Here is a 26,818-nt window from a genome sequence, read left to right as displayed (position 1 = left end):
GAAATTGTTTGACCTGATATACACTTTTCCGAGTGTTTTTTGCTTAGTTATTCTTATAACACGTTGCTAAATCTTTTGTAATCCCCACTATCAAAGAAATTGTTTAGCTAACCCCTAGAGAGGGAAAACACATTTTATAGGTTTAACCGCTTTCGTTTTAGGAAAAAGTATAGAAAAAGGCATAAATTTCTTTCCATAATTATAAAAATCTATCATAATATAAGAGTAAGTACTTTGGTGAAAAGGAGTTAATCTATGAAAAGAATAACATGGATGCTTATTGTAGTGACCTTCATTGGACTAGCTATCGCGCCTTTTGCTTTTGCAAGTGATGGCGATGATAATGTCATTGATGAGAAATATGGTAAACCGAAATTAGTGCTTGGTGAGGCTCTGTCAGATTCACAACAAGATACAGTCAGAAATTTATTGAATGCAACAAATCCTGATCAAGTAGATGAATACACTGTTACGGCTGAGGATCTCGTCAATTTTATCGGTGGCGATCCAGGTTCTAATATGTACTCCTCTGCCAAAATTACTCGGAAAGATGATGGCGGAGTAGTTGTTAATGTTGTCAATCCGGAAAACATTACAGAAGTAACGAATGAAATGTACGCTAATGCCTTATTAACAGCGGGCGTGGAAAATGCAGTGATTGAAGTAGCGTCTCCAATAAAGGTTACAGGACATTCAGCTTTAACTGGTATCTATAAGGCTTTTAATGTCGATGGTGAATCACTAGATCAAGACCGAATGGAAGTAGCAAATGAAGAATTAGATGTAGCTACAGATTTAGCAGAAGATGCAGGCATTGATAAAGAAAAAGTAAGTGAGCTTTTAAGTGAAATAAAACGAGAAATCTCGGAACAAAACCCAGCAACAAAAGAAGATGTCGAACGTATTGTCAGTGAGCAACTGGATCAATTAAACATTGAATTGAGTCCTGAAGACAGAGAGATGCTAACCAATCTTTTCGAGAAAATGCGTGACTTGAATATCGATTTTGGAAAAGTTACCGACCAACTGGAATCAATTGTTGGTGATTTGAAAGGTAAGTTAGATGAAGTTACTGGAGGCGACACGGAAGGATTTTGGCAGTCAGTCAAGGACTTCTTCCAAAACCTTCTTGACTCGATCAGAGGCTTATTCAATTAAAATTAGTGAAGATCAATAGAACTAAACCGTCATTGTTTTTACGATGGCGGTTTAGTTCGTATGGAAAGAAAAAGTAGGCAGTTGGATTGGAGGTATTTACTGCGCATTTTTTATGTTTGATAAATTCAAAAAGAGTGAGCCCACTGAGCTCACTCTAATAAACCAAAGTTATAGACTCTAAACCAATCTTTTACGAATAAACCCTGATATTTGATCAATAATGGTAACTGTAATAATAATTACTAACAGAATCATCCCAACTTCTTCCCAATTTCGATTCATATAGGCAAAGGTAATCAATGTACCAATACCACCCGCACCTACTATCCCTAAGACGGATGAAGCACGAACGTCGATTTCGAATCGATAGATCGCATAAGACATAAATTCAGGTAATACTTGTGGAAAGATCCCGTAAAATAAAATTTGAAATTTATTTGCACCACTGGCTTCCAAAGCTTCAATAACATTCATATCAATCGATTCAATGACTTCGGAATATAATTTTCCAAGCATCCCGGTTGAGCCAATCGCAATCGCTAAGACACCTGCAAAAGGATTCGGTCCAACAGCTGCCACAAAAATAATCGCAAGCACAATTTCAGGAAAGGCACGAACCGCACCTAAAATCCACATGCCGATATTATTAAGAAATTTGTTGCGCACCATATTCGACGCACATAAAAACGCAAGTGGTATGGCAATGATGGCTGCTGCTAAGGACCCGGTATAGGCGATAAACAGTGTTTCGAACATCTTCTCCATTATACTTCCAGTTTCTTCAACTGCTGGCTGGAAGAATTTCGGTATGATCCGATCGAAATTAGCCAATGTTCGTTCACTGAAGATATTATCCCAACGTATTTCAATACTTGTAAATGTCCAAATATAAATCAGCACAATGATGATAAAAATGAAAATTCGTTTAACTAATGTAAGCTTACTTTTTGGTTTTTCTGGAAGGGTCAATTGTTCTGCCATTATACGAGTCCCTCCCTTAACTTACCACTAATAATATCAATCACAACTACAACGGCAAATACAATAATAATAATGGTGCTAACAGCCGGGTAGTTCATGAAGTTGATCTGTGTGTTTAACAATTGCCCGATACCACCGGCACCAACCAATCCTAATACGAGTGAGGCACGGATGTTAATTTCAAAAACATATAGACTGAATGAAATAAATTGCGGCAGTACTTGTGGCACAATCGCAAAACTAATCGTCTGCAGCCCGTTCCCACCTGATGCCCGAATTGCCTCGGTTGGGTTCATATCAATTGTTTCAATGACTTCACTCATCAGTTTTACTAGAATCCCGACAGCGAAAATAATTAAGGCAATAATCCCGGAAAAAGCACCGATACCAAACAATCCGACAAACACAACTGCTAAAATAATATCTGGAATAGTACGGATGATGTTTAAGATCAAGCGCATCCCTTGATAGATCCAGGAATTGGTTGTCACATTATTAGCAGTTAATAATGAGAAAGGTATACTGATAATCACTGCAACAGTAGTTGCAATAATAGCGATATGTATCGTTTCAAACAGTTTCGGCCAAACTTGGTTGACATAACCCCAATCAGGAGGAAAGAAATCACCAATTAACCCGAAAACATTCGGTATCTTTACAAAAAAGTGGACAATAAATGATTCCGTTTTGATCGAGCTAAGTAAATAAAAGCCGAGGACTACAATTAAAGAGATCGTAATGATCAACTTAGTCTTAAAAGGATATAATCCTCTTGGAACGAAGGAAGATTCTTTACTCATCCTCCACCCCTCCTCGACGGTCTTCATCTCGAATCGAACGACCATAGATTTCTTCAAATGTTTGTTCCGTTACTTCACTTGCAGGTCCATCAAAAACCACCTCACCAGCGCGCATACCAATAATTCGGTCGGCATATTCCATTGCCATATCAATGAAGTGAAGATTTACAATCGTAGTGATTTTATCTTCACGATTAATCTGTTTTAAATACTTCATTACCTGATGAGAAGTTGGTGGGTCAAGGCTTGCTACCGGTTCATCTGCTAAGATTAACTTCGGTTGTTGTGTCAGTACACGAGCGATACTAACACGTTGTTGCTGCCCGCCACTTAATTCATCAGCACGGTTATATAATTTATCTTCTATGTTGACACGTTTCAAATTTTCATAAGCTAATAATTTATCTTCTTTAGAAAAAAGGTTCATGATACTTTTAAATGTACCTGTATAACCTAAGCGACCTGAAATAACATTTTTGATCACGGTCGATCGCTTAACAAGGTTATAGCTTTGGAAAATCATCCCGATTTTAGTACGGAGTTTTCGTAAACCTTTGCCTTTTGCTTTTAATATATCCTCATCATCTACTATTAAAGAACCACTAGTAGGTGTTACAAGTCGGTTAATACTACGGATAAAAGTAGATTTACCTGCACCGGAAAGACCGACAATAACAACAAATTCTCCTTCATTGATTTTTACATTTATATTTTTTAATCCTTCTGTCCCATTTGGATAGACAAGTGAGACATCATTAAACTCAATCATGCTCTAGCCCCTTTCCTTCATATCGAAACAGGAGAGAGCAAGCTCTCTCCTGTTCAACTTGTCTTATTCATCTAAGCTAATATCGTCACCGAATTTCTCGTAAGTACTGCGGACAACGTCATATTCGCTGTCTTCAGCTTCAATGATTGCATCCCAGCTGTACACTTCATTCATGATTTGAATCATATCCTCATCATCGTTAAATGAAAGAAAAGAATCTTTAATCGTTTGTACAAGCTCATCACTTAATTCTTTCGTTACAGAAATAGTATCGTTAGGAATTTCGTCTGTGTATCCAAGTACTCTTGTTTTTTCCATGATATCCGGATATTCTTCTTCTAAATTGGTACGAACATCATCGAATGTTGTTGCTACATCAGCATTTCCTTGGTAAACTTCAATCGCTGAGTTGTCGTGTCCACCAGTTTGATATGCTTCAGAGAAAAATTCTGTTTGTGGATCATCTACACCAAACTCATCCATAATTTGTGCTGCCGGGAATAAGTATCCACTCGTAGATGTTGGGTCACCATAAGCCCAAACGGCACCTTCTAAATCAGCTAATTCTTCGTAATCAGAGTCAGCGCTGACAAGATATTGTGCTACATATGTTCCGCTGCCATAACGTTCAGATTTTAAGAGAACTTCCACACCATGTTTTTCGTTCGCTAATACATAAGCAAAGGCAGGAATAAATCCGATTTGAACTTCATTTGTCCCCATCGCTTCTACTAATGCTGTGTAGTTTGTCATAACTTTTCCTTCGACAGGAATGCCTAGTTCTTCAGATAGCCTGTCCGCTAAAGGTTCAACGGTATCTGCAATAGTGTCAGAATCTTGTGATGGAACAAACCCCATAACAAGTTGATCTGGAGTGTCTCCTTCTTCACTAGCTTCAGCTTCATTACCTTCTGTTTCTTCTGCATCCTCGTTCGAATTCTCTTCTGTGTTCTCACTGTCTTCATCGCTGCTTCCATTTGTATCATCACTAGACCCACAAGCAGAGATGACAAACATTGTTAACAATGCAACTAACAATAAAAGCCATTTTTTCATCTCTAATTCCCCCTTAAAAATCTTAATATTACAAGAATATTGTCTATGGATTAACCAATAAAATCTATTGTAGTGGTAAAAAAACTGACAGTATCTTTGTATTCCATAGTACTTCTTGCAATGTCATTATCTATCGAAAGCTGTAAAAAATCTATATGATTTACCGAAATATAACAATTTTATCGATAGCTTTACAAAATTTACACTTTCTTAATCAGTATCAATGGAGGAAGCGCTTTATCTTCGTTATAATATAGAGATAGAGAGATAATGGAGGCAAACGATGAAAATTATTTTCAAATATGCAGATACATATAGAAAAGCAATGATTCTAGCACTTTTCCTAATGATCGTAGAGTTAATCGTAGAACTTGTGCAGCCGATCATTATGGCAAAAATAATTGACGAAGGCATTGTCGCTGAAGATATGTCGATTATCTATTTTTATGGAGCTATACTATTGGCAATGACCTTATTAGCATTTGCAGCAGGTATTACAAGTTCTTTCTTTGCGGCAGAAGTGAGTCAAGGTGTAGGACATGATATGCGGAATGATATGTTTCGTAATATTCAAATGTTTTCTGCGATGAAGATACAGCAATTCGCCACATCAGCTTTATTGACTAGAATGACGAATGACGTCATACAAGTCCAAAATTTATTATTCGCCTTTATGCGGATTATGTTGCGCGCACCTTTGTTTATCATCTTTGGAATTGTGATGTCCTTTACATTAAACATACCTTTAGCTTTGATTTTACTAGCTACGATTCCGGTCTTATTTGTAGTTATGTTTTGGTTGATGATAAAAGGAATGCGGTTGTTTCGACATGTTCAGGAACGAATTGATCAAATTAATAATGTAATCGGCGAAAACTTGTTGGCGATCAAACTAGTGAAAGCTTTTCATCGTCTGACGTTTGAAAATAACCGATTCTCAAAAGTGAATAAAAGTCTGAAGGATAAAAATAGACAAGCGTTATGGGTAATGGAAGTTGTCATGCCGATTGTCATGCTCATTATGAATATCGCAATGATCGGCTTGTTATGGTTTGGTTTTATACAACTTGAAACCGGGTCTGCTAGAGCTGGTGAAGTAGTAGGGGTAATTAACTATGCCACAAGAATGCTGGCTTCCTTTGGTGTATTCTCCTTTTTACTTATGAACCTGTCAAGAGGTCGAGCTTCCGCAAAGCGCATTGATGATATTCTTGGACAGACTGCAGATGATGAGGTTATCGAACAGCAAGAAAGAGCTCGTATTAAAGGGGAGATTAGCTTTGAACATGTTTCCTTTACCTATCCTGATACAAGTCAGGAAATACTACGGAATATTCATTTTCATGTTAAGCCAGGAGAGAAGGTAGGTATTTTAGGTGAAACTGGATCAGGAAAGACAACATTATTACATCTAATTCCATATCTGTATCATCCTTCAGCAGGGACTATTTATCTGGATGGTCAACCGATCGAACAATTAGGCAATCAAGTAAGGTACGATATAACATTAGTTCCACAGGAAGGGTTTCTATTTTCAGGGACGATTCTCGATAATATCACATGGGGAAATGAACACCTCACGCAAGAACAAGCGGAAAAAGTAGCGAAAGAAGCCCAACTTCATGACTTTATCATGACTTTGCCAGATACTTATCAGACACTGATTGGTCAACGAGGTGTAAATCTGTCAGGAGGTCAAAAACAAAGGTTATCGATTGCTAGGGCACTAGCAGATACCCCACGTGTATTACTGCTTGATGATAGTACAAGTGCACTAGATGCCACAACAGAATCACGTGTTTTAGAGGCGATTAGAAAGAGACGATGTACTACGTTTATCGTTTCGCAAAAAATCAGCTCTGTCAAAGATGCTGATCAGATTATTTTGTTAGAAAAAGGAAGTATTGCCGGACTAGGAACACATCAGCAATTACTACAAACGAATGCTTTGTATCAAACTATGTGGCGTACGCAGCGAAGGGAAGGGGTGACATTGGATGGCTAACAAAAAGATAGAAGTTCAGCCCCCCTCAAGGCATCACCCAATGGTAGGAAAAAAACCAAAAGTAAAAAACTTGCCTGCAACTTTGTCACGAATTTGGAGCTATATGAAAGTGGATAAGCTGATGTTTTGGCTTGTTTTAGTAATGGTGTTTTTAGGCGCTCTATTGTCCTTGCTCGGTCCATATTTGATTGGAGTGGCAGTAGATGTAATGACAGGTGCAGCATTCGTTCTGTCATTTGAAATGCTGCTTATTCTGCTAGCACTAATATTTGTTTTGCAATCTGTAGCGTTGGCATTACAAAATTATTGGATGATTGATATTTCACAAAATACCGTTTTTGCAATGCGGAAAGATCTTTTTGAGCATGTACTACGTTTGCCAATCATGCAATTTCAAGAGTCCCAAAGTGGGGATTTAATGAGTCGGCTGACAAATGATATTGAAAATGTCAGCAGAACACTAAATACAGCTGTTATCCAAGTGACGACAAGCCTATTAACACTTGTTGGTACATTAATTGTAATGCTTTTACTTAGTCCCTTACTGACATTGATGACCGTAACGATCGTTCCATTGATGTATCTTGGGATGAAATGGATTACGAATAGAACGGGTTATTATTTTAAGGAACAACAGCGCGAACTTGGTGAAATGACTGGTTTTTTAGAAGAAACATTTTCAGGCCATTCGATGGTAAAACTATTTCACCAAGAGCACCGTGTAATTGAGCAGTATCGAAAACATAATGAACAATTAAGAAAAGTAGGGTATTGGGCGCAAGTCTATTCTGGCTTCATTCCGAAGTTAATGAATGGCTTAAATAACTTTGGTTTTGCCATTATCGTTGGAGTTGGTGGCTGGATAGTCCTTGCTACCAATGCAACTGCTATTACAATTGGGGTTATCGTAACATTTACGACATATGCACGCCAATTTACTCGTCCATTGAATGATTTAGCCAATCAATTTAATACGATTCTGTCTGCTGTTGCAGGTGCCGAGCGAGCATTTGAAGTAATCGATCAGGAGCAAGAAGAAACAAACCAACAAAAGCAAGATATTGACAAGGTAAAAGGAGATGTGGTCTTTCGTGATGTTTCATTTTCTTATCATACAGACGAACATGTCCTGCACAATATTTCCTTTCATGTAAAGCCAGGTCAAACGGTAGCATTAGTTGGCCCCACAGGAGCGGGAAAAACAACGATCATTTCTTTGTTGGCCAGATTTTTTGAAGAACAAGCGGGAGATATTTTATTAGATGGCTATTCGATGAAGAATCTAACTAATAAAAGTATTCGAAGTCAATTAGGTATGGTGTTACAGGATGCTTATTTATTTGATACGACGATTAGAGAAAATATTAGGTACGGAAAGTTAAATACTACGGATCAGGAAGTGGAAGAGGCTGCAAAAATGGCAAATGCTCATACTTTTATTGAACAACTGCCAAACCAATATGATACGGTGCTTGAAGGCAATGGACAAGGAATAAGCCAGGGTCAACGGCAACTAATTGTAATAGCAAGAGCAATATTGGCTAACCCTTCGATTTTAATATTAGATGAGGCGACAAGTAGTATTGATACGATAACCGAATTAAAAATAACAGATGCATTAGAAACCTTAATGGAAGGGAAAACTAGTTTTGTGATTGCACATCGCTTGAATACGATCGAGAAGGCTGATATGATACTTGTTCTAAAGGAAGGAAAAATAATTGAAAAAGGTACCCATTCATCTTTAATGAAAGAAAAAGGTTTTTATGCTAATCTAGTCACAACACAAACTGTTTATGATTGATACAAGTTTAGTTGGAATATAATATAGTGAGACCTCCATCAGTGGGTAGTTTTTACCCATGAGGGATAACGAAACTTATCAGGGTGTTAGCGTCCGTTCCCCCTGCTTAACTTCTAAACAATGGTTCAAGATGGAAGAGGGGGTCTTACGAACGCGATAAAAAAGATGACAAAATCAACGTCACGGAGGTGGAATCAGTGGCAGCAGACGAGCGAGATGATCAAGAATGGCAACAGGAAAAGCAAAGAGTAACAGATGTAGTGGAAGAAATTGATAAGAAAATCACAACCTTACAATCGAGAGTCAAAGGTTTAAAAGAAGATGTCATTGATATCAGACGTGATTTTTGGGAAGACGTAACAGTTAATATAGAAGAAATGGACGATAAAATTGAAACAGAAGCGAGTATTAAGCAGCAAGCGGAATTTCTGTCGGAACGTGAAAGAAGCCATGGACAGGTAAGTGAACGTTTAGACATCCTGCACCGATTAAAGGATAAACCTTATTTTGGGCGGATTGACTTTCAAGAAGATGGGCAAACCGACGAACAGTCCATTTATATAGGTTTAGCTTCTGTGATGGATGAAGCGGAAGAGAATTTTCTAGTATATGACTGGAGAGCACCTATTTCGAGCATGTACTATGATTATCCACCAGGTCCGGCAAGTTATGACACCGTTCAAGGAAATATTTCCGGGGAAATAACGTTAAAACGACAATATATGATTCGTAATGGCGAACTACAGGGAATGTTCGACACGGGGCTGACAATAGGTGATCATTTATTGCAATCTGTACTCGGAAATCAGGCAAGCACGAAAATGAAAAGTATTGTCTCAACCATTCAAAAAGAACAGAACCAAATTATCCGGAATGAAAAAGCAAGAGTGCTAATTGTGCAAGGTGTTGCTGGTAGTGGCAAAACGTCAGCAGCATTACAGCGTGTAGCCTATTTATTGTATCGTTACCGCGAAACATTAACGTCAGAGCAAATTGTACTATTTTCACCAAATCCATTATTCAACAGTTATGTAGCAACCGTACTGCCGGAGCTTGGTGAAGATAATATGCAGCAGATGACCTTTTATCAATATTTACACCGTCAATTAGATGATAGCTTTCAATTGGAAACACCTTTCGAACAAATGGAGTTTTATTTACAAAAAAGAGCAGAAAATTACGAGGCAAGAGTTGAAGCTATGCATTACAAAGCAAGCCTAGATTATAAAGAGTTAATTGATCGCTTTTTAGACCGATTGGCTAATCAAGGACTTGTTTTTCGCAATATTACATTTAGAGGGCAAACCGTTATTCCAAAACAAATGGTTGAAAAATACTTTTATCAAACAGAAAGTTCTTTAGCCATACCAGACCGTTTAGAAAAAGTAGCCAATTGGATTTTGTACCAATTGAAAAAACTGGAGAAGATTGAACGAGAGAAAGATTGGGTACTAGAGGAAAGCGAACTATTGGAAAAGGCTGATTATGTCGATGTTCATCAAACATTACAAGAAGAAAATCGATTTTCAGAAGATACATTTGATGATTATGACCGTGAAGAGGAAATGTTACGCAAACGAGTAGTTGCTTGGCGATTACGTCCACTACGAAAAAAAGTAAAGCAACTCGCGTTTGTTGATCCGCTTAAATCGTTTCGTCAGTTGTTTACAAGCAAAGGACGAATTGCAGATACAGAAGTTACACTTCCAAATCAGTGGCAGGAAATATGTAGAATTACGGAAGACTATTTAAAACACAGATATTTAACATGGGAAGATGCACCTGCTTATATTTATTTTGAAAAAAGCTTGTTAGGATTTGATGCGCAGCGTGCAATTCAACACTTGTTTATCGATGAAGCGCAGGACTATACACCGTTTCAGTTTGCATTGATGAAGAAGATGTTCCCGGTTAGTCGCATGACTTTGTTAGGTGATATAAATCAAGCGATTTATGCACATGCATTAAGAGAAGAGACTTTATTATCTGAGAAATGGCAGGAAAAACATGAAAGAATCGTATTGACGAGAAGCTATCGTTCTACAGCACCGATTGTTGAATTCACTAAATCATTTATGCCAAATGGTGATCTAATTGAACCGTTTGAACGTGATGGAGAGACACCGGTCGTGATGGAATTGGAGCAACGTGATGTTTTAATTGAAAAAGTGCTCGATCAAATAAATGAATATGAACATGAAGGCCATGAAACCATTGCATTAATCGGAAAAACGATGCAAGAATGTGTGGACATATATGAGCGATTAAAAAATCGTATCGACATTCATTTAATGACACAGGAAGCACATATTTTTGAAAAAGGTATTGTCGTCATTCCTGCTTACTTGGCTAAAGGAATTGAATTCGATGCGGTTATCATTGCCGATGCATCTAATAACAATTTTTATGATGAATTAGAACGAAACTTATTTTATACAGCTTGCACGCGAGCGATGCACCAACTAGCTCTATTTACGATCGGCAAGCCCACTCACTTTATCGAAAATATTCCTAAACAGAAATATCGCCATTATAAAGTCCATCAAATTTGGGACAAAGGGACAGGGTGAACGAGAGAAATTCACCTTGTTCTTCTTATGAGCACAATATTTTTCATTTTTTGTAGATTGTGGCAAGATAGTATAGACAATGAACAAAGGAGGAATTTGAGATGGTAAATAGTTTGCAAGCAACTACTACACTACATAATGGTGTAAAGATGCCATGGTTTGGTCTAGGTGTTTTCTTAGTGGAAGAAGGAGAAGAAGTTTATAATTCTGTTAAGTGGGCACTTGAACACGGCTATAAAAGTATCGATACAGCAGCCGTTTATGGTAATGAAGAAGGTGTAGGAAAAGCAATCAAAGATTCTGGTATTCCTCGTAAAGAATTATTTATTACTTCTAAGCTTTGGAATGGAGATCAAGGCTACGATGAAACTCTTCAAGCTTTCGAAACAAGCTTAAATAAACTGGGGCTGGAATATTTAGATTTATATTTAATTCATTGGCCAGTTCCAGAACTAAATAAATATAAAGAGTCCTGGAAGGCGATGGAGAAATTATATAACGATGGAAAAATCCGCGCGATCGGTGTAAGTAACTTTAAGGAGCACCATCTAGAAGATTTGATGAGTGAAGCACAAGTAGCACCAATGGTAAACCAGGTTGAATATCATCCACATTTACAACAACGTAGTTTACATGAATTCTGTAAACAACATAATATTCAGCTAGAAGCGTGGTCTCCACTGAAACAAGGGAAAATATTAGATGATCCAACATTAACAGATATTGCAAAACGTCATGGTAAATCAACAGCTCAAGTTATTTTGCGTTGGGATCTACAACAAGAGGTTGTGACTATTCCAAAATCAGTAAAACAACATCGTATTCAAGATAATGCAGATGTATTTGATTTTGAATTAACAGAAGAGGAAATGAAGTTAATTCAAGATATGAATAAAGATGAGCATGTCGGTCCAGACCCGGACGAATTTAATAAGCGATAATTTTTAAAATGAGAACCCGTTTCTAAGTGAAGCGGGTTCTTGTTTAATGGGGACGAGAAAACTTGCTCTTCTATTATTTAAAATGCAATGGTTGATCAACGTTTTTTTATTATAAAGAAGCAGTGTTTCGCAATAAACAAGTCCCATTTCGCAATAGACAGCTGCATAATAAAAAACTATCTCTTTAAAAGAGGTACGGACTATCACACGGTAACTTCTTACGCGGAAAACCTCTTATTCTAATTGTTAGATTCGCTCTTGTTTTAAGCGGACGCTTTGCGCTTTTCTTATCAGACACTTGCAATTTTAGTCGGACATGATGTATCGTAAATAACAGATTGATAAACATCTAGGAGGATGCAAGATGGCATTTGTAATAACAGAACCATGTGAAACAGAAAAATCTGGCGAATGTACAACAGTGTGTCCGGTAGACTGTATTGTTGAAGGACCAGATCAATTTTATATAGATCCAGATATTTGTATCGATTGTGGAGCGTGTAAAGCAGTATGCCCGGTAGATGCAATTGAAGAGGAGTATGATCTTACTCCAGATCAAGAATTATATTTAGAAAAAGCAGAAGCCTTTTTTGCAAAAGATTAAAGACAGCGACCATTTTGGAAGTGGTCGCTGTTTTTTTCTAACGGATAAGTAACAGATCTTAAAAAAAAGTCCAGTTAAACATTTTCACTTTTACTTACTCGAAGCAGGTTGCTGCATCAAAGTAGTATGTTTTACTTTGGATAAAATCAAGAGACCGATAATAGCCCCTGTTACACTGCTAACAAGGAATCCTGGTAAAAATGCTAGAGCACCAACTGAACTTCCCATCAGTATTTTGGCAAATGGAACAGATAGTAAAGCACCTATCACACCAGTACCGATTATTTCCCCTACACCTGCCATGACTCTTTTTCTCGTCCATCGATATAAATAACCAGCAAGTAATGCTCCAATCATTCCACCTGGAAATGCAAGCAATGTTCCTATCCCTAATAAATTACGCAAAAGTCCGATAGTAAAAGCTATGATAACAGCTGGAACAGGGCCAAGAGTTACAGCTGCCATCACATTAACGGCATGTTGCACAGGATATGCTTTGGCAATTCCGGTTGGGAACCATAAAAATTGGGAACCTAATGTACCGATCGCAATAAAAACAGCCATAGTGGTTAATAATAACGTACGATTCATGCAAACCCTCCTAAAAATAGAAAGTGCATCACTAAGTAAAAAAACCAGATTCCTAATCAGAACCTGGCTATACCATGCAAATAGTTTAGCTACTTCCCTACGCTGGTATAAACCAGATCAGGTTCTTAGAGTTAAAAAGCTGTAAATGCTTTTTTCTCAGCTTGTACAAAACAAGCACCCCTAGTAGTGATAACACTTATGTAATTACCAAGATTGTAGCAAAAAAAAGCTAATTGTCAAGATGTCATTACTTTGAAATCGAGATAGTAAAAGGTTTATAATGATTCTAACAATAATAAAGGAGGCATCTTATGGAACTCAAAGGAATTCACCATGTGTCAGCTATTACAGCTAGTGCTAAAGACAATTATCATTTTTATACAGATATTTTAGGAATGCGTTTAGTTAAAAAAACAGTAAATCAGGATGATCCAAGTATGTATCATTTATTTTACGCAGATGAAATCGGACGACCTGGAACAGATTTAACCTTTTTTGAAATAACGAATGCGGGTCATACGTATCCAGGTAATAATAGTATATCTTATACTTCTTTACGAGTTGCTAGTGATGAGGCGTTACACTATTGGGAAGAGCGCTTGGACGAATATGATATTGTCCACGACGGAATTGGAGAAAAATCCGGGCGTAAAATATTACCTTTTCAAGACCATGAAGGACAGCGTCTTGTTCTTGTATCTGACGAAAATAACAAAGGGGTAGCAGCAGGTAAACCATGGGATAAAAGTTCAGTACCAAAGGAATATGGTATTACGGGATTAGGACCTGTTCGATTTACTGTCCCAGATTTAGCAGCAACTAAAAGGATTTTAACAGAGGTGCTCGGATTCCGTGATGCCGGGTCCTACACTAGTTCTGATGACAAAGTAAACATACAAATGTTTGAAACAGGCGAAGGTGGTACAGGTGCAGAAGTGCATATCGAAGTTCGCCCGGAATTACAGAAGGAGCGTCCTGGAAGGGGTAGTGTACATCATGTCGCATTTCGTGTAGCCGATTATCAAGAACTTGAAAAATGGCATAACAGAATTACTAAGGAACGATTGCCAAACTCAGGGCTTGTCGATCGATATTATTTTCAATCGTTATATTTTCGTGAACCAAATGGTATATTGATTGAATTAGCGACAGATGGGCCAGGTTTTGATACAGATGAAAAAGTTGAACAACTAGGGGAAAGCATTGCCTTGCCACCATTTCTGGAAGATAAGCGAAACGAAATCGAATCTAATCTTCTTCCTTTAGAAACAAAAATAGATAAGTGAGTCTAAGCTCATTCATCGGTATTAGTCGATGGTGAGCTTAAATCTCATGTGCTATACTAGTTATCGGCTAGTTTAAAGGGGGACGTAACATGACATTTTCACCAAAAGCCATTTGTTTAGATATGGATGGCACATTGCTAAATAATTATAATCAATTAACGGAAAACACACTCGATATTATTCAAAAGATAAGAAAAACAGGAATACGAGTGTTTATCGTGACAGGTCGTTCTTATAATGAGGTGTTTGACTCTGCACCATCTGACTTAGAATTGGACGGCTTTGTTACAGCAAATGGTATGATTACATATGTTGATGGAGAAAAACTGCTAGAACATAGCTTATCCACAGAACTTGTGGATAAAGTTATAGAATCTGCAAGAACTAACCATATCTATTATGAAGTGCACCCCAATGACGGGGAGCGACTTTCCTTAAAAGCGGATCGAGGATATATGGAGTCGATGATCAGCGGAGACAAGCCTGATGAAGTAGGAATCAATGAATGGCTTGAAAGAGAAGCCGCAATCGAGCATGACATTCGTTGGCATGACCATTTACCAGAACAGAAGTATGCGAAAATGTACTGCTTTACGAAAGACCATGAAAAAATGAAAGCTTGGATTGAAGAGCTGAGGAAGTTGAAAAGGGAGACGAATTTTACCACTTCAACCTCTTCTCGCCATAACGTCGAAGTGATGGTAGAGGGGGTAAACAAAGCAACTGGAATTGAAGCGTTGTTGAAACATTATCAGATCAGTCCGAAAGATGCCATGGCAATCGGAGATAGTAATAACGATATCCCAATGATGAAATATGTAGGTTATCCGGTGGCCATGTTCAATGCGACTGATCAAATTAAATCGTTAGTAAAGGAAATCACAGAGTTTACAAACGATAAAGAAGGCGTTTATCACTTTTTAAAAGACTACTTCCAACACAAGCTATAATCAGCTTGTGTTTTTCATCACAAAAACGTGTGCTTACAAGTAAATCTGGGCTGAGTGCGGACATTTGTTCCGCTATTTGTGACAAAAGTACCGTTTTTAGAGTGGTCGCGGACATCTATTCCGCTATTCATCGAAAATAGTGCTAATGGAGCCCGAAATGAGCCAAATAAGGGAATCAATGTCCGCTCAATAAATTGGAACGAATAACTGCATAAGACTAGATGCTCGTTTTTGTTTGTATTTGTTTTGATCTGTGATAGAATAGTAAACAAACATAAATAAAAGAAAACAATAATTGAATGCGGTTACAAAAAGGAGGATATGAATGGCGCGTTATATGTTTGTTATGGAGTGTAAGGAAGGTTCACAAGAGGAATATAAGAAAAGACATCAAGCTGTACACCCAGAATTATTGGAAGCATTGAAAGAAGTAGGCATTAGCAATTATAGTATATTTATGGACGGTACGAAGTTGTATGCTTACATGGAAGTGGATGATTACCACCGTGCAATGAAAGAGTTGGAAACCAATCCAGCCAATCGGAAATGGCAAGCATTTATGAGCGATATATTGGCAATGGATGAAAAAGGGGATCCCAAAATGTATTTAATTGATCAAGAAGTCTTCCACCTTGACTAATCAGTTGAATTTCAAGCAAAATTTCCCTATAGTCAATAATAGACATGTTTGAAGAACGAGAAGGTAGGAGAATTAGATGTTAGTTGCAGAAAGACATCAGCGAATCGTAGAAGTCGTTAATCAGAAGAAAAGTATTAGAGTTTCTGAACTCGCCAATCTTTTTTCCGTGACAGATGAAACGATTCGTCGAGACTTAGAAAAATTAGAAAAAGAAAAGAAATTAGCCCGGAGTCACGGAGGAGCAGTCAGCATTGCAGCTTCTCAGGATGGACCGGAAATACCTTTTCAAGAACGAGAAGTAATGTATGTAGAAGAGAAAAAAGAAATTGCTCAGGAAGCGGTAAAACATATTGTTGAAACCGATAAAATCCTACTTGATGCAAGTACGACAGCTTGGTATGTTGCGAAAAACTTACCCAATATGCCGATTACTGTTTTAACGAATTCTGTTAATGTTGTGTTGGAATTAAGTAAAAAAAGTAAGGTTACTGTAATTTCAACTGGAGGCACGTTACTTGCCAGGTCCCTTTCGTATGTTGGTCCTTTAGCAGAACGATCACTTGATTTATATCATGTTAATAAAGCATTTTTATCCTGTAAAGGAATTCACTTCGAAAGAGGAATTAGCGAATCAAATGAACAACAAGCGCGAGTCAAGCAAAAAATGATTGAAATAGCCGACACTACATATATTTTGGCTGATCATCATAAATTTCATTTTCAGGCGTTTGCACACGTTTCTCCTTTAACAAAGGTAGAGCGGGTCATTACGGATAGTAATTCATCAGATCAGGATATAGATAGTCTACAGGAAATTGGCTTAGAGGTTATAAAAGCACTTCGTTAATGGTATGATTAACGAAGTGCTTTTATATTTGCAGAATGACAAATATATACAACATAAATATTATAGAAAATAGGACATTTATCCTGTCCCTGAGTACCGTTTCATAGTATAATGGTTAAACAAAGTCTAGTGATTTTTTGATGGAGTGGGTAGTATGTGGAGTTATTTAAAGAAGTGGAATACACTGCGCAATCAGTTATTGGTAGTTTATTTGGTTGTGATGTTTATTGTGCTATTTATTGTAAGTACGATTACGTATGTATTAGTGGAAGGTTTATTGCAAAGTAATGCAGAAGAGCAAATAAGACAAACTGCAATGGAATCATCTGGTAGATATGACTCATTGTTTGAACAATTAAATATGGTAACCAAACAGGTGTTAACCAATGAAGAACTGCAGGGAGTTTTGTTACAGGAGTCTGAAGGCGATATCACTTCTTTTAATGACAGACAATCATTAATGAGTACAACCAATTTAATTCAAGCAAACGCAGATGGTATTTACTCGATTGAAATATATAATAACGATTTTCAACGTATTATCCCAATTGATTCTACTTTATTACTAGACCGTATCGATCCTCAAGGGATTATTCGGGCCAATGAAGCGGGTGGCAAATTAATATGGATGGGGGAAGATCCATTAGATTACAATTATTTCTTAGTAGGTAGAAAGATTAATTTAATGGATGACGATTTTGACAATGGTGGCTATATTATAGCAAGAGTGAACCGAAACTATTTTCAACTAAATGCTAATCAGCAAGAAGGTGAATCGAATGACTATTCGATTTTAGTTGATAACCAAAATAATCCTATTGTGACGAATTATGATGGAACCGCTTTAGATGAAATTTTGGACACGGAAGAAGAAACGATCACAATTGATGATCAAGAATATATGTTAGTGAAGGATACATCAGATGTAACAGGATGGACGATGCACATATTGACACCTGTTAATCAATTGACGGCAGGAATTTCCACGGTACAAGCAGGGATTCTGATTGCTGGATTCATTGGGTTATTCATTTTCTTCATTTTCTCATTCTTTTTATCAACTTTTATTACCCGGCCTATAACAAGGCTGACAAAGACAATGAGACAAGCTGGTGAGGGAGTATTAGCTCAAAATCCTGTGATGAACTCTGCCAATGAAATTAATGAGTTAAATCAAACATATAACCAGCTGGCAGAGGAAACTAACTATTTAGTTCAAATGGTGTATGAAAAAGAAATTATTAAAAACAGAACCGAATTAAAAGCATTACAAGCTCAAATTCATCCACACTTTCTATTTAACACATTGGATGCACTATATTGGTCTTTGGATGAGAAGGAAGAAGAGGATATGGCGAATGTTGTGCTTGCGATGTCAGAGTTATTCCGTTATACGATTACGAAGGAAAACGAGGATGAATGGGTAACGGTTAAAGAAGAATTGGATCATATTGAACGTTATATGAAGATTATGCGTATGCGATTTGGCGAACGATTGAACTGGGAAAAAGATGTTGATTTTAATTGGTTAGATGTCAAAATTCCAAAGTTAATGATACAGCCATTAGTTGAGAATGCAATTTTACATGGTGCTGGAAACGTAGTGGGGAAAAGCCAAATTACTGTCCGTATAGAAAAAGTACCAGATAAACAACGAATACGAATTGCAGTAAGTGATAATGGACCAGGTATGAGTAAAGAAAAAGTAGCGCAAGTAAAGAAACAAATGGATGGTGGCATTAGACAACAAAAACACCAAAGTATGGCACTGCAAAATGTACAGCAACGCTTACGTATGTTTTATGAAGCCGGTGAGAGTCGGGATATTATCATTCTAAGTGAAGAAGGTAAAGGAACGATGGTAGGCTTTGAAATTCCAGTATAGGGAGGTTAGTAATATGGAAAACAAGGTGATTCTTGTTGTTGATGACGAACCGAGGAGTCGCCAAGGGATCAAAAAAACAATTGAAAGAGGGTCTCAACAATATGAAGTGATCACGGCGGCAAATGCTGAAGAAGCGATAGAACGGATTGATCATGAAAAGGTTCACGTTCTCATTACTGATATCCGGATGCCTGAAGTTTCGGGATTAGAATTACTAAAAAAGCTGAAGGAGAAGGCAAAAGACCCTGTCGTAATTGTTATTTCTGCTTATTCGGAATTTGAATATGCACATGAAGCACTTGAATTAGGTGTTGTGAATTATTTGCTTAAGCCAATCGCTAAAGAAAAACTAATGGAATCGATTGAAAAAGCAATTGAAATCGAAAAACAAAGAGAAAAAACAGGGATGTTCAATAAAATAGTCGATGATAAATTATTAGAGATGCAACAGTTAAGTAAGTATAATCGGGCCGTGAAAGAAGCGATGGATTACATTGATCAGCACTATGACGAGGAACTGACACTGAAAGAGGTCGCCAAACAAGTCCATTTAAATGCAAGCTATCTGAGTGCTTTATTCAAGGAAGAATTGCAGGTGACATTTAGTGAATATGTTACGAGGAAACGAATGCAGGAGGCTAAAAAGCTACTGCTATCGACAGATTTGACGATAGCAGAAATAGCTGAGAAGAGTGGTTACCAGACATCAAAGTATTTTATCAAGCTCTTTAAGCAATTTGAGAATATGACGCCGAATGCATTCAGAAAGCAAAATGAAAACGATTCCTAAAATAAGTGGTATTTTACCTAATCACTGTTACCTTACGGACGAAGCCCCACGGTGCTACACTATAACTGTACTAAAAAACTTATATATATAGGGGGTTTCACAAATGAAAAATGCGTGGCATAAAGTATTATTTTCATTTGCTTTAGTTTTAATGTTTGCGCTTGCAGCATGCGGTGGAAATGAAGAAGAATCTGAAGAGAACGCATCTTCGGGTGAAAATGAAAGCGATTCAGCTAAGACGATTGAGTTTATGCACTTATGGCCTGAAGGAAGCTCAAAACAACACCATGAAATTGTTAATAGTATTATCGACGAATTCGAATCAGATCATCCAGACGTAACAGTAGATGTTGAGATTCTAGGTAACGAACAATATAAGGAAAAATTAAAAGTATTATCTACTTCTAATGAGTTACCTGACGTAGGAATGACATGGGCAGCAGGGTTCTTGGATCCATATGTAAGCGGTAATATGTTTGCGCCACTAGACGATATTTTAGAAGGACCACTTAAAGATAAATTTGTTGCTGGTACAGCAGAAGCATATGCAATTGACGACGTAACATATGGTTTACCTTTAGAGTTAAACATAACACCACTGTACTATAATCAAAGAATTTTTGATGAAAATGGTGTAGAAGCACCGGAAACATTCGAAGAATTAAAAGAAGTGATCCAAACATTAGCTGATAATGGAGTTACACCAGTTGCATTAGGTAACAAAGACCGTTGGACAGGTTCTATGTGGTACATGTATTTAGCAGACCGTATTGGCGGGCCTGAAGTATTAAACAATGCCATTGACAGAACAGGAAGTTTTGAAGATCCAGCACTAATTAAAGCTGCTGAAGAAATTCAAGAGCTTGTGGATATGGGAGCATTTATCAATGGCTTTAACGGATTAGGTAATGATGAAGCGAAAGGTTATTTCATTAACGAACAAGCAGCAATGTATTTAATGGCTACTTGGGATCTGCCAGAATGGACAACTAACGAGGACAATCCACAAGAATTTAGAGATTCTGTTGAATATACAAAATTCCCAACTGTAGAAGGTGGAGAAGGAGATATTAACAGCTATGTAGGTGGACCTGGTGTTGGTTTATTCGTAGCAGAGAATTCAGATGTTAAAGAAGAAGCAAAAGAATTTGTAACGTTCTTTGTAGAGAAATGGGGAGAACGCTCTGTTACTGACGCTGGTGTTATTCCGGCAACAGTAGTAGATACAGAAGGTTTAGATTTACCACAAATGTATATTGATATCTTAAACGACTTAAATGAAGCGTCAAACTTAACGTTGTATGCAGACGTTCAAATGAGTGCTGGTGTAGCTGATGTACACTTAGACAGTATTCAGGCGCTATTCGGTGAAGCAATCACACCAGAAGAATTTGCGAAACAGCAAGAAGATGCATTAGCCGCTGAAGAATAAACAACAAAACGGAAAAAGGGCATATTTAAAGTTGAAATATGTCCTTTTTCTAACTTTCATGATTACGAACTAATAGCCAGAAGAAAACATGGATAGATTTCATGTTTTTATCTTAGACATAAAGGAGCAATAACCATGAACAAAGTGATGTCCAACAAAGCAGTCATTGCTTTATATGTATTACCAGCGTTCATATTGATCGTGGCATTAATTTATGGTCCGATTCTGATTACCGGTTATTATGGATTGATGGACTGGAATGGTATCGGTGCAATGACATTTGTCGGTTTAGAAAATTACACGCAATTAATTCAAGATGGACAGTTTTGGCAAAGTGCGAAACACTCATTTTTATTAGCGTTTTTCTCTACATTAAGCTTAGTGCCATATTTAGCTATTTCATTAATATTAGCAGGAAAAATTAAAGGGTCCGATTTGTTAAGAAAAATTTATTTAATTCCTATGCTTTTATCTTCCGTTGCGATTGCGCAACTATGGGTTAAGATCTATGATCCGAATAATGGGATGCTAAACAGCTTTTTAACGATGGTGGGAGTTGAAAATCCACCTTCATGGCTAGCAGACACCAATTTAGTTTTGTATGCAATTTTTGTAGCGATTCTCTGGCAGTATGCAGGTTTTTATATCATTATTTACTATGCTGCTCTGAAAGGAATCCCGGAATCCTTAGTGGAGGCAGCTAAGATTGATGGAGCTAATCCTATCCAAATTGCTTATAAAATTAAGGTGCCACTTATTTCAGGTGTCATTAAAGTAACGGTTGTACTAGCAATTGTTGGTTCATTGAAATACTTTGACCTTATTTATGTAATGACTGGTGGAGGTCCGAATGGTGCTAGTGAAGTTATCGCATCTTATATGTACAAAAAAGCGTTTGATACTTTTGATTTTGGTTATGGTAGTGCTATTGCCTTTTTCCTACTATTAATCACGCTTGTAGTTACATGGATAACACGTAAATTAACAGCATCTGAAGATGAAATTCAATATTAATGGAGGGAAGGAAAACAGATGGCTCAGACTCAAAACACAGCAGGCAAAGATAACAGTATCCTAACCAAAGTTGGTATGGGTGTTTTATATATCTGTTTAATTATTGTCGCTGTTTTTCAAATATATCCACTTGTTTGGTTATTTCAGTTTTCATTGAAAAGTAATGCAGAAGTATTTGGCATGTCACCATTCGCCTTACCACAGGAGCCTAGATGGGAAAACTATGTCAGAGTGTGGACAGACGGTAATATTAATTTATATTTCTTTAATAGTGTATGGATTACAGTTGCATCGGTGCTACTAACTATTTTATTAGCAAGTTTTGTAACCTTTGCGATTACAAGAATGAATTGGAAATTGAATAAGCTAGTATTAGGACTCTTTATGGTAGGGTTAATGGTTCCAATCCATTCTGCGATTATACCGTTGTTCGCCTTTTTCTTAGATTTGAACTTAATTGACCATCCGTTATCGATTATTTTATCTTATACAGCATTTAACTTACCGTTAACAATCATGATTTTATTAGGCTTCTATTACACATTACCACGTGAAATTGAAGAAGCAGCGGTAGTGGACGGTTGTTCGATTCACCGTATCTTTTTTCAGATTACATTACCGATGACAACACCAGTTCTAGCAACCACCGCTATTATTAATATGATTTACAACTGGAACGAATTTATTTTTGTTAACACGTTCATTAGTTCTGATAAGTTTAAAACATTGACAGTTGGTATCCAAAACTTCATCGGTCAATACTTGACTGACTGGGGTGCGATTGGTGCAACGTTAATGATTAGTATCATCCCAATATTGATTGCTTTCTTAATCTTGAGTAATCGTATTGTTGAAGGTATTGCGGCCGGATCTGTTAAAGGGTAAGAAGTAAAAAGTGTAGTATTTTACTACACTTTTTGTGCAATTATTTTAAAAAGATGGTAATACTACTCCATGATGACTTAATACAAAGGAGGTTTTCTGATTGAAAACAGTAAGAGACATTATGGAGCAGAATGTATCATTCTGTAAACCGGATGATTCATTAGCTCAAGCGGCAGAATTGATGAAACAACGAAATGTGGGTGCTATTCCTGTTTGCGGTGATAATAAGGAATTACTAGGAATGGTAACAGACCGTGATTTAGTTATTAGAGGCTATGCTGATAACAAAGATGGTTCAGCGAGCGTACAGGAAGTAATGAGTGAACATTTGTATTATGTTTCTCCTGATGTTAGCCTTCAGGAAGCGAGCCAAACAATGGCTGAGCATCAAATTCGTCGTCTCCCTGTCGTAACGAATGGTCAATTAACAGGAATCATATCACTGGGAGACTTATCATTAGACGAAATGTCAGACGAAGCAGCAGGACAAGCACTGGAAGACATTTCAGAGCACACAGAATTACAATAATCGTCCTAAAGACCGGTCATAATCGACCGGTCTTATTCGTACTTGATACATACTGCGAAGTAATGTGGTAATTAGATGTGCGGTCACCTAAGAGATAATTTTGAAATATATCGTGATGATAACTACCACTCCGGCTGCCCACTTCCCTTTCCGTGGGGTTTGCCCTTCAGCTAACTTTTTCGAGCAAAAGCCGCTCGAAAAAGTGGATCTTCAGGTCAAACAATTCCCACAGGAGTGAAAGTGGGCGGCCTTCGTTAAGATATGCTCCGCAACACTAATGTGAAAACAACCGTCGATTTCTCCTCCATTTGTAGCATAGAGGGTACGACTATGCTAAAGAGCCATTTACAACCGATTAGCACTAAAAGCCATGAGTTCATTTATTTCTATAATCAGAGAACAAAAATAGCGTAGGCAGAATACGGAGACTCCTGTGGGACAGCGAGAGCTGAAGATCCACTTTGCAAAGTGATTTTCTTTGCAAAGTTAGCTGAAGCCGAGCCCACGGAAAGCGCAGTATTCTGCCGGAGCGGTTTGTCAGCACTCTACAAGGGAAGAATGGAAGAGAGAAACTTTACTTCGCAGTTTATGGATTATCTGTATCATGATAAACATTTCTATAAAAAAACAATTGACGACAAAACGGTCAATTGTTTTCTGCTAATTTCTCTTTTTTTGCTGCAACTCGTTTAAAGGCATGATAACATGTACCCATCACAATATAGCCCACTAAACTTCCACCAAAGAAAAATAAAGAACCGGGAAACATCCACATGACGTATAAGACAGCGGCAGATCCCACTACCATCGATATATTATGCAATGGATGGATTAGCATTACCAGAAACGCATTCTTCCAAACATCAATAAATCGTAATTCAAAGTGAACATAAGTTGGGATAACGTAAATTAATGTTAAAGAGATCGCTAACATAAAGATGTATAAAGGAATTTTGACAATGTCATAAAAACCACCCTGATTGATCTCTATAAATTGGAGGTTGATATAGAATAACAGGCTAATGAGATAAAAAACTAATCCAAACAGGTTACTTCTCAAAAATTCCTTTTTATATGTATTCCAAAAAGTTTTAAAAACCGGGCTTTCCGTGTTTCCCATGATCCATTGCCTTATTAAGGTAAACATTGCAACAGTTGCGGGAAAGATACCAAAAATAATCAGCCCAACTAGTGTAAAAGCCATCCATAAAATATTAACATAAGCAAACCTGGTGATCCATTCTGTTGCTGCAAATAGTGAGTTGCGCATACTTATTCCCCTAGCATCATAGTCTTACTTTATATTTTACCATACTGTTCAGCAAAGAAAAACATTGACTGTAAAACGGTTTCAGACGTAATATAGTGAAAACATGTATAAGCTTAGGAATATGGCATAAGCGTTTCTACTTAGTGACCGTAAATCGCTAAACTATGTGTGAGGTAACTCCTCCATATAGCATGTAAAAATATCGAGAGGAGAATTAATGATGAGCAGAGAATTACTAAGAAAGGTAGCTTTAGGTGAAACAGCTGCAGACCTAGTTATACAAAATGGAACATTAGTTAATGTCATGACAAGAGAGTTACAGCATCATGTAGATATTGTGATAAAAGCTAAACGTATTGCATCGATTGGGAAGGCGGACCATTTAATTGGACCGGAAACAAAAGTAGTGGATGCTACAGGCAAATACGTATCACCAGGGTTTATGGACGGACATATGCATGTTGAAAGTACGATGCTTTCTGTTACTGAATTTGCGAAAGCAGCCTTGAAGAAAGGAACAACGGCAATATTTATGGATCCGCATGAAATCGCTAATGTATTAGGTACGGAAGGTGTAAAACTGATGCATGAAGAAGGACGAAGCCTACCATTAAAGGTATTTACTACGTTTCCTTCCTGTGTTCCTGCCACGAATGATCTCGAAGATGCCGGTGCAAATTTAAATGAAAAGGATATTGAAGAAGGGTTAGAATGGGACGGTGTTATCGGTTTAGGTGAAGTAATGAACTTTCCCGGTGTCGTTTATAATGACCCTAAAATGATTAATGAAATAGAAGCAACGATTGCTGCAGGCAAAACAGTTACTGGCCACTTTCCCGATGGAACTAGTGGTATGCTGCAGGCTTATATTGCCTCCGGTGTCGATTCCTGCCATGAAACGATTTCAAAAGAACAGGCGTTAGAGAAAGCAAGATTAGGCATGCATATTATGATCCGCGAAGGCTCTGCTTGGCAAGATGTGAAAGAAGTAATCAAAATCATCACGGAAGACAGAATCGATTCTACTAATGTTTCGTTAGTAACAGATGATATTTATCCAGAAACATTAGTAGAAAAAGGACAGCTCAATCATGTTGTTCGCCGCGCAATCGCAGAAGGTGTTGATCCTGTCGAGGCCATTCAAATGGCTACGATCAATGTTGCTCGGTATTTTCAAATTGATAAGCAGTATGGCAGTATTTCCCCAGGCAAATTTGCTGATATCATTTTGTTGGACGATCTAACAAATGTTGAATCGTCTACAGTAATCACTAATGGTGAAGTGATAGTTTCCGACCGAGAGCTTGTCAAAGAAATTCCTGAGTATGAATATCCTGCTCATGCTAAAGATACGGTCAAATTACAAAGAATATTAAAGCCAGAAGATTTTATGATCTCTACAGATCAACAAGGTCACGTAGATGTCAATGGTATCCGAATAATTGAAAATAGTGCAAGAACGGAAAAAATGACCGCAACTTTGCCTGTAGATGATGGTGTAGTCAAAATCGACCTAGAACAGGATATTATACAGCTAGCATGTATTGAACGTCATAAAGGGACTGGTCAAATTTCATTAGGCTTTTCTCAAGGTTTTGGCTTGAAATCGGGTGCTGTTGCCTCCACAGTAGCACATGATAGCCATAATTTATTAGTAATGGGAGTCAATCAGGAAGATATGGCTATCGCAGCCAACAAATTAGCTGAATCTGGTGGTGGCATGATTGTTGTGGAAGATGGCGAAGTACTGGCACATGTTCCAATGCCAATCGCAGGCTTGATGTCCGATCAGCCAATAGAAAACGTAGTCGAACAAGTGAAGGCATTAGAAAAAGCATGGCAGCAATTAGGTTGTACTATCAATGCTCCATTCATGACCTTTTCACTGATTGCCTTACCAGTAATTCCCGAAGTCAGAATCTCCAATCGTGGACTAGTAGATGTTACGAAATTTGAATTAATAGATGTAGTGAAAGGATCAGAAACTTGAATTCCTACCAGTTGTAGCATA

General features: G+C 37.5%; 23 protein-coding genes and 2 riboswitches. Of the genes, 17 read left to right on the top strand and 6 right to left on the bottom strand.

Annotated elements, in window-relative coordinates; genetic code table 11:
- Window positions 1-255: 255 nt before the first annotated feature.
- Entirely contained in the window at window positions 256-1,158 is a 903-nt protein-coding gene (locus tag D569_RS0107165; protein ID WP_018931730.1) for a DUF1002 domain-containing protein, read from the top strand.
- Window positions 1,159-1,335: 177 nt separating this feature from the next.
- Here D569_RS0107165 and phnE (D569_RS0107160) read toward each other — a convergent pair whose 3' ends face one another.
- From phnE (D569_RS0107160) to D569_RS0107145, 4 genes are all read right to left on the bottom strand, one after another.
- Window positions 1,336-2,139, bottom strand: a complete 804-nt coding sequence (gene phnE / locus D569_RS0107160; protein WP_018931729.1) for a phosphonate ABC transporter, permease protein PhnE — start codon at window positions 2,137-2,139, stop codon at window positions 1,336-1,338.
- A complete protein-coding gene (gene phnE, locus D569_RS0107155) occupies window positions 2,139-2,939 on the bottom strand; it encodes a phosphonate ABC transporter, permease protein PhnE (RefSeq protein WP_018931728.1) in 801 nt (266 codons plus the stop codon). The genes phnE (D569_RS0107160) and phnE (D569_RS0107155) overlap by 1 nt, the downstream gene beginning before the upstream one ends.
- A complete protein-coding gene (gene phnC / locus D569_RS0107150; RefSeq protein WP_018931727.1) occupies window positions 2,932-3,708 on the bottom strand; it encodes a phosphonate ABC transporter ATP-binding protein in 777 nt (258 codons plus the stop codon). Before phnC ends, phnE (D569_RS0107155) begins: the two co-directional genes overlap by 8 nt.
- A gap of 63 nt (window positions 3,709-3,771) precedes the next feature.
- Window positions 3,772-4,764, bottom strand: a complete 993-nt coding sequence (locus D569_RS0107145) for a phosphate/phosphite/phosphonate ABC transporter substrate-binding protein (protein ID WP_018931726.1) — start codon at window positions 4,762-4,764, stop codon at window positions 3,772-3,774.
- Between the two features lie 283 nt (window positions 4,765-5,047).
- Between D569_RS0107145 and D569_RS0107140 the strand changes: the two genes are divergently transcribed.
- The 5 genes from D569_RS0107140 to D569_RS0107120 all read left to right on the top strand — a co-directional run bounded on the left by D569_RS0107140 (window position 5,048) and on the right by D569_RS0107120 (window position 12,688).
- On the top strand, window positions 5,048-6,769 hold the full coding sequence (locus D569_RS0107140; protein ID WP_018931725.1) for an ABC transporter ATP-binding protein: 1,722 nt from the start codon (window positions 5,048-5,050) through the stop codon (window positions 6,767-6,769).
- Window positions 6,762-8,573, top strand: a complete 1,812-nt coding sequence (locus D569_RS0107135; RefSeq protein ID WP_018931724.1) for an ABC transporter ATP-binding protein — start codon at window positions 6,762-6,764, stop codon at window positions 8,571-8,573. The genes D569_RS0107140 and D569_RS0107135 overlap by 8 nt, the downstream gene beginning before the upstream one ends.
- 197 nt (window positions 8,574-8,770) lie before the next feature.
- Window positions 8,771-11,143: an RNA polymerase recycling motor HelD gene (gene helD / locus D569_RS0107130; RefSeq protein WP_018931723.1), complete on the top strand. Its 2,373-nt coding sequence runs from the start codon at window positions 8,771-8,773 to the stop codon at window positions 11,141-11,143.
- Window positions 11,144-11,244: 101 nt separating this feature from the next.
- Window positions 11,245-12,084, top strand: a complete 840-nt coding sequence (locus D569_RS0107125) for an aldo/keto reductase (RefSeq protein ID WP_018931722.1) — start codon at window positions 11,245-11,247, stop codon at window positions 12,082-12,084.
- 364 nt (window positions 12,085-12,448) lie between these two features.
- Window positions 12,449-12,688, top strand: coding sequence for a ferredoxin family protein (locus D569_RS0107120; RefSeq protein WP_018931721.1), 240 nt, complete (start codon window positions 12,449-12,451; stop codon window positions 12,686-12,688).
- Window positions 12,689-12,778: 90 nt separating this feature from the next.
- Here D569_RS0107120 and thiW read toward each other — a convergent pair whose 3' ends face one another.
- Window positions 12,779-13,279, bottom strand: a complete 501-nt coding sequence (thiW, locus tag D569_RS0107115; protein WP_018931720.1) for an energy coupling factor transporter S component ThiW — start codon at window positions 13,277-13,279, stop codon at window positions 12,779-12,781.
- Between the two features lie 77 nt (window positions 13,280-13,356).
- Window positions 13,357-13,471: riboswitch (TPP riboswitch) on the bottom strand.
- Between the two features lie 119 nt (window positions 13,472-13,590).
- Between thiW and D569_RS0107110 the strand changes: the two genes are divergently transcribed.
- From D569_RS0107110 to D569_RS0107065, 10 genes are all read left to right on the top strand, one after another.
- Complete coding sequence (locus D569_RS0107110) at window positions 13,591-14,565, top strand: ring-cleaving dioxygenase (protein ID WP_018931719.1); 975 nt, start codon at window positions 13,591-13,593, stop codon at window positions 14,563-14,565.
- Between the two features lie 89 nt (window positions 14,566-14,654).
- The gene (locus D569_RS0107105) at window positions 14,655-15,515 is read left to right on the top strand and encodes a Cof-type HAD-IIB family hydrolase (RefSeq protein WP_018931718.1); all 861 of its coding nucleotides are present in this window, start codon (window positions 14,655-14,657) and stop codon (window positions 15,513-15,515) included.
- A 325-nt stretch (window positions 15,516-15,840) separates the two neighbouring features.
- On the top strand, window positions 15,841-16,155 hold the full coding sequence (locus D569_RS0107100) for an L-rhamnose mutarotase (RefSeq protein WP_018931717.1): 315 nt from the start codon (window positions 15,841-15,843) through the stop codon (window positions 16,153-16,155).
- A 76-nt stretch (window positions 16,156-16,231) separates the two neighbouring features.
- Window positions 16,232-17,002, top strand: a complete 771-nt coding sequence (locus tag D569_RS0107095) for a DeoR/GlpR family DNA-binding transcription regulator (protein WP_018931716.1) — start codon at window positions 16,232-16,234, stop codon at window positions 17,000-17,002.
- A gap of 154 nt (window positions 17,003-17,156) precedes the next feature.
- Window positions 17,157-18,887 (top strand): sensor histidine kinase, encoded by a 1,731-nt coding sequence (locus tag D569_RS0107090; RefSeq protein WP_018931715.1) that lies wholly within the window; start codon window positions 17,157-17,159, stop codon window positions 18,885-18,887.
- A gap of 13 nt (window positions 18,888-18,900) precedes the next feature.
- Window positions 18,901-19,677, top strand: a complete 777-nt coding sequence (locus D569_RS0107085; protein ID WP_018931714.1) for a response regulator transcription factor — start codon at window positions 18,901-18,903, stop codon at window positions 19,675-19,677.
- A 103-nt stretch (window positions 19,678-19,780) separates the two neighbouring features.
- Window positions 19,781-21,109, top strand: a complete 1,329-nt coding sequence (locus D569_RS0107080) for an extracellular solute-binding protein (RefSeq protein ID WP_018931713.1) — start codon at window positions 19,781-19,783, stop codon at window positions 21,107-21,109.
- 135 nt (window positions 21,110-21,244) lie between these two features.
- The gene (locus D569_RS0107075) at window positions 21,245-22,123 is read left to right on the top strand and encodes a carbohydrate ABC transporter permease (RefSeq protein WP_018931712.1); all 879 of its coding nucleotides are present in this window, start codon (window positions 21,245-21,247) and stop codon (window positions 22,121-22,123) included.
- Window positions 22,124-22,141: 18 nt separating this feature from the next.
- Window positions 22,142-23,008 carry a carbohydrate ABC transporter permease gene (locus tag D569_RS0107070; protein WP_018931711.1) on the top strand — a complete coding sequence of 289 codons (867 nt, stop codon included), beginning with the start codon at window positions 22,142-22,144 and terminating at the stop codon, window positions 23,006-23,008.
- Between the two features lie 100 nt (window positions 23,009-23,108).
- Window positions 23,109-23,537, top strand: coding sequence for a CBS domain-containing protein (locus D569_RS0107065; RefSeq protein ID WP_018931710.1), 429 nt, complete (start codon window positions 23,109-23,111; stop codon window positions 23,535-23,537).
- A 646-nt stretch (window positions 23,538-24,183) separates the two neighbouring features.
- Here D569_RS0107065 and D569_RS0107060 read toward each other — a convergent pair.
- Window positions 24,184-24,807 carry a YesL family protein gene (locus tag D569_RS0107060; RefSeq protein ID WP_018931709.1) on the bottom strand — a complete coding sequence of 208 codons (624 nt, stop codon included), beginning with the start codon at window positions 24,805-24,807 and terminating at the stop codon, window positions 24,184-24,186.
- Between the two features lie 83 nt (window positions 24,808-24,890).
- Window positions 24,891-24,992: riboswitch (purine riboswitch) on the top strand.
- A gap of 35 nt (window positions 24,993-25,027) precedes the next feature.
- On the opposite strand from D569_RS0107060, the gene ade reads away from it, so the two are divergent.
- A complete protein-coding gene (ade, locus tag D569_RS0107055) occupies window positions 25,028-26,797 on the top strand; it encodes an adenine deaminase (RefSeq protein WP_018931708.1) in 1,770 nt (589 codons plus the stop codon).
- Window positions 26,798-26,818 lie beyond the last annotated feature (21 nt).

This window comes from Gracilibacillus lacisalsi DSM 19029 (assembly GCF_000377765.1).
GTDB lineage: Bacteria > Bacillota > Bacilli > Bacillales > Amphibacillaceae > Gracilibacillus > Gracilibacillus lacisalsi.
Note: the sequence above shows the minus strand (reverse complement) of the source record. Positions and strands in the feature narration are given on the sequence as shown.

Bases quoted from the DNA above. Each gene is read 5' to 3' on its own strand.
- D569_RS0107165 (WP_018931730.1), top strand. From the start codon at position 256: ATGAAAAGAATAACATGGATGCTTATTGTAGTGACCTTCATTGGACTA.
- phnE (WP_018931729.1), bottom strand. From the start codon at position 2,139: ATGGCAGAACAATTGACCCTTCCAGAAAAACCAAAAAGTAAGCTTACA.
- phnE (WP_018931728.1), bottom strand. From the start codon at position 2,939: ATGAGTAAAGAATCTTCCTTCGTTCCAAGAGGATTATATCCTTTTAAG.
- phnC (WP_018931727.1), bottom strand. From the start codon at position 3,708: ATGATTGAGTTTAATGATGTCTCACTTGTCTATCCAAATGGGACAGAA.
- D569_RS0107145 (WP_018931726.1), bottom strand. From the start codon at position 4,764: ATGAAAAAATGGCTTTTATTGTTAGTTGCATTGTTAACAATGTTTGTC.
- D569_RS0107140 (WP_018931725.1), top strand. From the start codon at position 5,048: ATGAAAATTATTTTCAAATATGCAGATACATATAGAAAAGCAATGATT.
- D569_RS0107135 (WP_018931724.1), top strand. From the start codon at position 6,762: ATGGCTAACAAAAAGATAGAAGTTCAGCCCCCCTCAAGGCATCACCCA.
- D569_RS0107125 (WP_018931722.1), top strand. From the start codon at position 11,245: ATGGTAAATAGTTTGCAAGCAACTACTACACTACATAATGGTGTAAAG.
- D569_RS0107120 (WP_018931721.1), top strand. From the start codon at position 12,449: ATGGCATTTGTAATAACAGAACCATGTGAAACAGAAAAATCTGGCGAA.
- thiW (WP_018931720.1), bottom strand. From the start codon at position 13,279: ATGAATCGTACGTTATTATTAACCACTATGGCTGTTTTTATTGCGATC.
- D569_RS0107110 (WP_018931719.1), top strand. From the start codon at position 13,591: ATGGAACTCAAAGGAATTCACCATGTGTCAGCTATTACAGCTAGTGCT.
- D569_RS0107105 (WP_018931718.1), top strand. From the start codon at position 14,655: ATGACATTTTCACCAAAAGCCATTTGTTTAGATATGGATGGCACATTG.
- D569_RS0107100 (WP_018931717.1), top strand. From the start codon at position 15,841: ATGGCGCGTTATATGTTTGTTATGGAGTGTAAGGAAGGTTCACAAGAG.
- D569_RS0107095 (WP_018931716.1), top strand. From the start codon at position 16,232: ATGTTAGTTGCAGAAAGACATCAGCGAATCGTAGAAGTCGTTAATCAG.
- D569_RS0107090 (WP_018931715.1), top strand. From the start codon at position 17,157: ATGTGGAGTTATTTAAAGAAGTGGAATACACTGCGCAATCAGTTATTG.
- D569_RS0107085 (WP_018931714.1), top strand. From the start codon at position 18,901: ATGGAAAACAAGGTGATTCTTGTTGTTGATGACGAACCGAGGAGTCGC.
- D569_RS0107080 (WP_018931713.1), top strand. From the start codon at position 19,781: ATGAAAAATGCGTGGCATAAAGTATTATTTTCATTTGCTTTAGTTTTA.
- D569_RS0107075 (WP_018931712.1), top strand. From the start codon at position 21,245: ATGAACAAAGTGATGTCCAACAAAGCAGTCATTGCTTTATATGTATTA.
- D569_RS0107070 (WP_018931711.1), top strand. From the start codon at position 22,142: ATGGCTCAGACTCAAAACACAGCAGGCAAAGATAACAGTATCCTAACC.
- D569_RS0107060 (WP_018931709.1), bottom strand. From the start codon at position 24,807: ATGCGCAACTCACTATTTGCAGCAACAGAATGGATCACCAGGTTTGCT.
- ade (WP_018931708.1), top strand. From the start codon at position 25,028: ATGAGCAGAGAATTACTAAGAAAGGTAGCTTTAGGTGAAACAGCTGCA.